The 7,113-nt window shown below is 38.2% G+C and carries 7 protein-coding genes and 1 pseudogene; all 8 read left to right on the plus strand.

Going from position 1 to position 7,113, the window contains the following annotated elements; genetic code table 11:
* Positions 1-199 precede the first annotated feature (199 nt).
* On the plus strand, positions 200-412 hold the full coding sequence (locus LHW48_11170) for an HNH endonuclease (GenBank protein ID MCB5261008.1): 213 nt from the start codon (positions 200-202) through the stop codon (positions 410-412).
* Between the two features lie 63 nt (positions 413-475).
* Positions 476-1,015, plus strand: coding sequence for a hypothetical protein (locus LHW48_11175; GenBank protein MCB5261009.1), 540 nt, complete (start codon positions 476-478; stop codon positions 1,013-1,015).
* 124 nt (positions 1,016-1,139) lie between these two features.
* Positions 1,140-1,271, plus strand: a pseudogene (locus LHW48_11180) (tetratricopeptide repeat protein).
* Between the two features lie 342 nt (positions 1,272-1,613).
* Positions 1,614-3,296 (plus strand): hypothetical protein, encoded by a 1,683-nt coding sequence (locus LHW48_11185; GenBank protein MCB5261010.1) that lies wholly within the window; start codon positions 1,614-1,616, stop codon positions 3,294-3,296.
* Positions 3,289-4,416 (plus strand): hypothetical protein, encoded by a 1,128-nt coding sequence (locus LHW48_11190; GenBank protein ID MCB5261011.1) that lies wholly within the window; start codon positions 3,289-3,291, stop codon positions 4,414-4,416. The genes LHW48_11185 and LHW48_11190 overlap by 8 nt, the downstream gene beginning before the upstream one ends.
* 18 nt (positions 4,417-4,434) lie before the next feature.
* The gene (locus LHW48_11195) at positions 4,435-4,761 is read left to right on the plus strand and encodes a hypothetical protein (protein MCB5261012.1); all 327 of its coding nucleotides are present in this window, start codon (positions 4,435-4,437) and stop codon (positions 4,759-4,761) included.
* Positions 4,762-4,986: 225 nt separating this feature from the next.
* Complete coding sequence (locus LHW48_11200; GenBank protein MCB5261013.1) at positions 4,987-5,199, plus strand: HNH endonuclease; 213 nt, start codon at positions 4,987-4,989, stop codon at positions 5,197-5,199.
* Between the two features lie 160 nt (positions 5,200-5,359).
* A partial coding sequence (locus LHW48_11205) for a hypothetical protein (protein ID MCB5261014.1) occupies positions 5,360-7,113 on the plus strand: 1,754 nt, incomplete at its 3' end.

Below are 7,113 nucleotides of genomic sequence, written 5' to 3' on the forward strand. Positions count from 1 at the left end.
AAAAGCGCTTGAAGAAAGTAAGAATAATGACCACAAATAGTAATGATAGTTACCATTATAAACCGGCACGAATTGGCTGCAAAGATCGTAACGCATTGTATTATATGATGTATATCTTGAATTGGCGAGATTGGAACGCGGCATGCAAACTATATAGGCATGCCGCGTTTGCGGTAAATAAAACCTATGGGGGTGCTCTATGGCACACTTCCGCTCTTTCAATGGCTATCGCCAATTCAACACCGGGTCTGGCTGGCGATTCACACATCGTGCTGCCGCCGCAAACAAAATGGGCGGGTCGATCAAACCCGGCTATCATGTCCACCACATCAACGGTGTCAAAACCGACAACCGTTACTCCAACCTCACTGTCATTCCGGCATCTACCCATGCCAAAATTCACAACAAATAAACCTCAATATCGATGGTGGGTGATATCACCCACCATCGCCTAGCTTGATTAATGGATATGAATATGGATATAGTTGCAAAACTAATAGATGAAAGTAGATTCGAAGAAGCTCTTGCTTTGATATTTGAGTTAAAGAAGATGCATACCGATCCATATATTTACGTTTTAGAAGCAATCGCGCAGAAAGAGCTAGGGCAGTTCGAGAATGCCATTACATCATCATTAATTGCGATTAGAGCATTCCCATGCATAGAAACATACAATTTGTTGACGAACATCTATATAGAATGTGGACGCCACAAAGAAGCGCTTAGAAATAATGATCTCTGTTTAAAGCTCTTCAAGCAAGTTGGCAATCTACGTGTCAGAACCCAAATACTGATGGTTATGGAAGAATTCTCTAAGGCAATTAAAAACTCCAAAAGAGTGCTAAAACTCAATCCCACTGATCCTCTAATATACTTCGATATTTCAATGTGTTATGCTTCACTACGTAAGTACGATGACGCATACATATATATAAACAAAGCTCTTGTATATGGGCAAACCCCTGATCTATACAAATGGAGAAGCTTAGTGGAATCTTTATTGGGAAGAAAATAGAATGACTATATTCGTTAACAATAACCGTGGTAAGACTTCTAAGAAAGACAGTAAGGCTCTGGCTTTTCTTCAGTATGCGCTTCAATGCAAATCAGAGGGTCGTTTTGAGACTATGTTGGATTACATGGACAAAGCATTTAAACTTAGACCCGACTCTAACCTTCTTTTTAATAGAGCTAAAGTGTTAGATCACCTAAAGGAATATGATAAAGCTCTAGAAACAATTAATAGAGCTATAGAAATGGATACTAACCACTCATATTTCATTTTCAGAGCTCAGCTACTTGCTTCATTACATAGATTCGATGATTCACTAAATTCTATCGAAACAGCTATAGCCATATACGACTGTGCTTATTACCAAGTTGCAAAAGCCCAGATGATGTTCATCAGTGGTCGTATACTTGATGGCATTGACCACATGTTATGGATACGAGATAATTATAATCATCTTGTACATACCGAAGATATCAACTTTTTGGCAAGCGCATTACAAATCTCAAATACATACCAGATCAAGATTCCACAATTAGAGCCTCAGTTCAATGACTCCATAATATCAATGCAAGAGCCTAACAAATCGCAAGTCTTACGTTGGTTGATTGATACTGATCTCTTTGCAGATGCTAAAATTAGCATAAATCCAAGCTTGATGACAGATATCTTATCTAGCGATACCCTTTCTAATCAAGAGAAAGTAATATTCCTTGGCTCAATTGGGAACTGGGCACAGGCTGAGCAAATCCTTGAACAACACGCTTCAACGTTGGAACAGGAATTCTATTGTTTTTATAAGGCCTGTATAGATTTATATCTCAACAAGAGGTGTACCGCTGATACTCTAGTAGATATAACTCAATGGAACCAGGAAGCAAAATATGCCTTCATTATTAAGCTATGGAACAAGAAGCATTATTCGGCGCTTCAGGATTACTTTGAACTTGAAAGACCTACGACAGCAACTGCTAAATGGATGCAATTTTGGATAGCGGTATTATCAGGCAATCTAAGTGAGGGCATATTAGTATTAAAAGAAATCCCTCAAGGGCTTGAAGAGATCATTAAATCAGGAAGAAAATCCAATAGCTTGGAACTGGAAGCTTTTGGACAGGAAATCGATGTTAATAACCTAACGAACAATCTGAGAACAATTTTAGAGCTTTTTCCATTTGATCTTCCCTATGACATGCTAACATGGGAGATGTTTATCAAAGTCCTGAAGAAAATATTCCCTGTGCAGTACTCCAATCTAATTGACCTTCATGCAGATATAGTTGAAAGACAGAGTGTTGACTCACCAACCAATATTGATAACGATAAGTACAAGGATTTTTATGTCCAATCTTCAATGAAAGTAGAGTTGATCAATGATCTATCTATGGTTTTCATTTCCGGAAGTTCAAGTCACTTTGCGGTTTCATTATCGATAGTAATCGGAGCATCTCGTAAAATGGGGGACAAAATGAATAATATCGTAGAGTCATCAAGAGAAGAGGAACGTAATAAGGTGTTATCAGATCTATCTCACAATATAAAGAATCTTCTTAGGTCCGTTATTGACCCTCTTGAAAGCATAAAAAGGGATATCCCTGATAAGATGCCCGTGATTGAAGATGCAATAAAAGGTGCAAATCTGATAAGAGAGATGGTGAACTCAATTAACTTCTCTTATACTGTCAGTGTAGAAGACCTTATATATGACATCCACAATCCAGGAAAAGACACCAGCTGCATATCTGCAATGATCACCCAATCCCTGAGAAATGCTATCAGCAATATGTATGATAGCCAGTATTACCCTCAGTTTATGAGTAATTATTTCAAGGATCGTCAAGCTTATTCAGATTCAAAACTTAAATGGGACTTCATTGGTCATGATCGCGATGGCAGCAGACTAATCAGATTTGCAGAAGAATACTTATTCGATCTGACTCTAGAGATAGACTCCGGATCAGAACTAACTGTAGGTAATGAAAAAAGTTCTGCCATCAAATTAACAATCTTGCTTCAAGAGCTCATCTTGAACGCAGTTAAATACGCATCCTTTGTCCCATTGTCTCAAAGAAAATTACAGATAAGTCTGAGTAATGAACCTGATTTCATTCGAATGATAGTCTCAAACTCATATAAGCCAGAAGTCAGGGCAAAAACTACCGGCCTTGGAAATGTCATTATCAAGAACTTTGCTAAGGTCTTGGACTGTGAGATCTTAACAGAAAAAGCAGCTAACATGTATACAGTAACACTCAATCTTAAGAACTATTGGAGTAACAATGGGTAGAATCCTTTTTATTGAAGATCAGTTAACAGGTAGTATCCCAACCATCATCAAGCTTTTTTCGCCGATCTTCAAAGATGAAAGAACGATTACATTGCTGAAGAACATCCAAAACGATAAGTACAAAACACCAGAACTAATCATTGGTGTCTGTAGTAGCACATCATGCTTGGATATTTGTCATAAGTTCGTTAACGCACTATCAAAAGCTCTGTATTACTACAACGAATACGATCTCATCATCATCGACAGAAATCTTAGTGAAGTTCCTTACCACGAGGACTTGCAAGACATTAAAGAATATTTGCAGAAGTGTGGATTTTCGGATGTTGATAAGAAAATCGATATGTATACAACAAGAGAGGGTGATCTGATTCTTTTGGCACTGTTAAGGCTGGATCGCAATAATAAAAACAAGATTTACTATTTAACGGCTAATATTGATGAGTTAAAGGGATCTCCAGAACTGGAGACACTTATTGATGTCGATGATTTCTACAGGAACCACATCATAGAAAAGACAACTGATAAGGATAAGGTATTGACTGAAATTGTTGCTAATCTCGAATCATTCAGTATTCAAAACAGATTCGCAACTCATGTCAAAATACTCAGGAATAGACTAAATGAAGACGAGGTAGATCTATTCGTTAACATGATCAGGCATTATGATAATGATAGCAGGAGGGAGTTTATCATATACTTGAGAAAGATACTTGATAATTTAATGCATCATATTGCTGGAAAAATGAATGAACCCAATGCTAGTTACTGGAATAAGGCTAATCCTGACCAGTTAATAGTTAAGACCTTCATCAAGGGATTCTATGCGAAAGACAATGACTATTTGGGAAGGTTCTCATGTGGACTTCCAGTTTTTGATCAAAAACACTCTATAGGATACAGTTCAATAGTGCGTAATGCTTGTTTATCTATCTTTGAGATCTGTAGCGACTGCGGAATTCATGACTTAAACACAGTCATTTCACCTGAAGGAGTCAATATCAATTATTTGACTGAGCACACCATGAAATCTATGTTGAACCAGATTTGTGACGTAATCTTATGGTACGATAAAGCGATAGTTAACATGCAAAAAGCTTCAGAGATCACGCATGAGTGATTCCACTTGGAGGAAACAATGGGATTGATCGAATCTTGGCTGGAAAAAGCTCTTTCATCAAGACTTAATAAGGTTTTGGACTTCTATCGAGGTGAAGTAGTTCTTCAAAAACAAGGTCTGAAATATTCTACATACCGTATAATTGAAAACAATGGCACAATCGATGTCCATGTCGCAGCCCATGTAAGGTTAGTACCTCATCAATTCAATCTCCCTGCTACATTTGAAATCATAGCCCCAATGAAATATGTCAAAGTTGTTTCAGGTACCGTTCCCGAACATCAGATATTCCAAATGAAGGTTCGAGAATACTCAGCCATTCGTAGCATGTACAATGTTAGATAGAGCTCTCTTTGATAACAGATAGAGAAAGAAGATACGGGAAAAGTAATATATATGAGCATGGAAAGTATATTTATTTACCCTGATCTCACTATTAACGCATATAGATTAAGACATATCTTATTCTTATTATATGCTGTTAGGTTCGGTTGCTTGTTTTGGTACATTATCTGCATATTGTATTGGCATACCGCGTTTGCGGTAAATAAAAAACTATGGGGGTGCTCTATGGCACACTTCCGCTCTTTCAACGGCTATCGCCAATTCAACTCTGGGTCTGGCTGGCAATTCACCCATCGTGCTGCCGCCGCAAACAAAATGGGCGGGGCAATCAAACCCGGCTATCATGTCCACCACATCAACGGTGTCAAAACCGACAACCGTTACTCCAACCTCACGGTCATTCCGGCATCTACCCATGCCAAAATCCACAACAAATAACTTTCAAAATCAACCTGCGGGCGGCAGAAATGCCGCCCCATACTTCGATGCAATGCTTAATGGCAATATAGACTTGATGATGTTGACTCTCAATCCAATTCTAGTATTCGAGAGTGAGGACACATCGTTTCAACCAGTAATCTGACTTGGAGAGCATATTATGAAGAAATCGGAAATCAATTTCAATGATGTGAAGATGGGAGAACTTGTGGATATTGATGCCAAAGTCAAAGAACTTCTGGATAATAAGCAATACGAGGAAGTGATCCAGTTAATGGACATAGCGCTTGAGAAAGAGCAGAATAGTGCCTATTACTTCTATCGAGCCTACGCCAGAAATAAAATCTCTCGTAATTGGGATAAGAACTTCAAACTTATACTGGAGGATTTAAATAAGGCGATTGCCATTGACAATGATGAAGATAGTTTGTATCTTAGATTTGAAGTATTGCATCAATACCTCCAAAACCAACATAGTTTGCTATATAGCATGGAAGATGGTCGGCATAATATCAAGAGCATCAATAATGATGGTGATTTAGAATACTACAGTGAAACTGAGAATCTCAAATGGACAGATAAAGAAGCTCGAGAAATTGAAAAGTACGATGCCCTGATGGATGAATCCATTGATATGCTGCTTGAATTGTATCCCAAAGCTTCGTATTATTGTATGAAGTCCGACTGGTATACGAAAGATCGACTTAAGAATATTGAAAAAGCCTGTGAACTTGATCCACAACCGTGGTATTTTAAGAGAAAAGCAGATATTGAGATCGAAGAAGGTCTTTACGAGCGCGCTTTGAATAGCGTTGTGCGTGCTAAAGAAAGAAATCAGGGCAAGATAGACTCAGACCTAACATATAAACATGCACGGCTTTTGATAATATTAGGCGAAAATGATACTGCGGCATCAGTAATCAAGGAACTTGTGCCCGTCAAAAAAGAAGAATTTAATCAAGAAAAACCTGTTTTATTAACCAAAGGGCGAACATGGAGTCAAGGGTATTATGGTATCGAGTTGTTTTACCTTGCAGGCAAGATTGACGAATACGCTAAACTTTTGTCAGAGTATTATAAAGAGAACCCGGACTGGGTACCGCTGGAACTAATCCAAAGACTCTTTGAGGACGAGCATTACAATCTGATACGCAGATACTTCAACAACAATGACCATAAACCCCAGTCAGTCTTGTTTATGAATGTCTGTGCTCTGTTGGCGGTGAAGGAGATCAATTCTGCAAAAGAACTGATCAAAGACTTAAACGGTGAACAGCTGTTTCAAGAGTGTGTCGATATCAATCTGACGCCGATCTCTCAGGAAAAAGATGTAAGAAAATCAAGGGTCTTAAGATTTGAGCAGCCATCGTATGGCGCATATGATGACATTGATGTTCTATTCTCATTTATCAGATTCGATAAATTAGGCGTCAATATCTTTATAAACATGGTCGAAGCTCTATTTTTCAAAAAAGATCATCTGGATTTATATGAGGTCTATCAGTATACTCTGAATAGTTTCAAAAAAGACAATCAGAGCATGGATAACGATCTACGTACTGACGAATTGTATGCGGATATGTACAAATCTCTACGGCGCATGAAATTAATGCAGGCATTATTGCACGAGTTACCATACTTAAGATCAAAAGATCCTGCAAAGATGCTTCTTCTACAGAACCGCTTTGAGTTAGCTCTATCGAAGTTCATCGTCATGGAAATCGATAAAATCGAAAGCAATGCCAAAGAAGCTGAACGTATTAAGATTATATCAGATCTTTCGCATAGCATCAAAAACTTCATTAGATCAGTAATTAGTCCTCTGCACAATCTCAGGCAAGAACTTCCGCAAGAAATAGACAGGATTAATCCTGCGCTTAGAGCCGCCAATCTAATCAGGGAGATGGTAAATGC

It is taken from the genome of Candidatus Cloacimonadota bacterium, assembly GCA_020532355.1.
GTDB lineage: Bacteria > Cloacimonadota > Cloacimonadia > Cloacimonadales > Cloacimonadaceae > UBA5456.